We start from the raw sequence: 1,590 nt of genomic DNA on the forward strand, positions 1-1,590 counted from the left end.
TCAGACTGTTGAGAAAGTCTCAACAGTCTTTCTATTTACAATAATAATTTATCACGACACCGCGGTAATGTGGTATAATATAGGCAATGATATGATTAAGCAGAAAGCGCGGTGTTTCTCATGTTGTATACACATCAACCTAATCCTCAGTTGAACTACGAATTGGTATGTATTGAACATATGGTTCCTGAAGATCACTTGCTGCGGCACATTCATAAACATATGGACTTCTCATTTATCACGGAAAAAGTACGCCCTTACTACAGTGAAACGCACGGACGCCCTTCCATCGATCCTGTGATGTTCTTCAAAATGCTGTTCATCGGTTACCTGTATGGCATTCGTTCGGAGCGCCAACTCGAGCAGGAGATTAACTTGAATGTGGCATATCGTTGGTTTCTGGGCATCGGTCTCTCCAAAAAAGCACCAGATCATAGCACCATCAGTTGGAACCGAAAACATCGCTTCGAGGGAACTACGGTGTTCCAGGATCTCTTTGACGAAGTGGTCCGTATAGCCAAAGAAAACCGTATGGTAGCGGGCCGTGTCCTCATCACCGACTCTACTCACCTAAAAGCAAATGCCAATAAGCGCAAACATAACGTTCAAGTAGTGGAACGTTCACCACAGGAATACATCGAGGAGCTGGAAAAAGCCATCGAAGAAGATCGGCGGAACCTCGGAAAAAAGCCGTTGAAAGACCGGGAGGAGGTGCTACAGACCAAGGAAATTAAGGTTAGCACGACCGATCCGGAGAGCGGCTACATGGTTCGCGATGGCAAGCCGGAAGGATTCTTCTATTTGGATCATCGCACAGTTGATCACAAGTTTAACATCATTACGGACGTCCATATTACGGCCGGCAATGTTCACGACTCTGTCCCCTATGTCGAGCGGCTTAAGCATCAGGTCGAGAAGTTTGGCTTTACCGAATCCCTTGAAGCCGTTGCACTTGATTCCGGCTATCTAACGCCTCACATTTGCAAAGAACTACAACAAATGAAGGTATTCGCAGTCATTGGCGGACGAGCATACACGCCAGTCAAAGGACTCATGAAAAAATGGCAGTTTAAGTTCGACGCTGAAAGAAATGTATATGTCTGTCCGGCCAAACACGAACTCAAGTATTCTACAACGAACCGGGAAGGCTACCGGGAATACAAATCGAACCCGAAACATTGCAAGGATTGCCCGCTGCTGGAGAAGTGCACCCGCGCCAAGAACAAGCAGAAAGTCATCACCCGGCATGTATGGGAAGATAGTAAAGAGTGGGTTCGGCTGAACCGGCTCAGCCGATCCGGTAAGTATTTGTACCGCCTCCGATACCAAACCATTGAGCGAAGCTTCGCGGATGCCAAAGAGCTCCACGGGCTTCGCTATTGCCGGTTCCGCGGCAAGGAGAAAGTCCAGGAACAAGCCCTGATGACTGCCACCGTACAGAACATAAAAAAGATCGCCCTCCACCTGGCCAAGAAGGCAAAGTAGAGGGCGATTGATGTTTCAGAGGACGAAAGAATATTTAAATACGTCCTCTCGTCACGTATCTTTTGAATTCAGAAGCAAAAAAAACCACTTTTCTCAACGATCTGA

Annotated in this window: 1 protein-coding gene; it reads left to right on the forward strand. The window is 47.0% G+C overall.

All coding sequences use genetic code 11. From position 1 onward, the window contains the following. Positions 1-120 precede the first annotated feature (120 nt). Positions 121-1,485 carry an IS1182 family transposase gene (locus ACZYR9_RS27420; RefSeq protein WP_155615436.1) on the forward strand — a complete coding sequence of 455 codons (1,365 nt, stop codon included), beginning with the start codon at positions 121-123 and terminating at the stop codon, positions 1,483-1,485. The last annotated feature ends 105 nt before the right edge of the window (positions 1,486-1,590 follow it).

The sequence above is a fragment of the Paenibacillus sp. F024 genome (assembly GCF_057814255.1).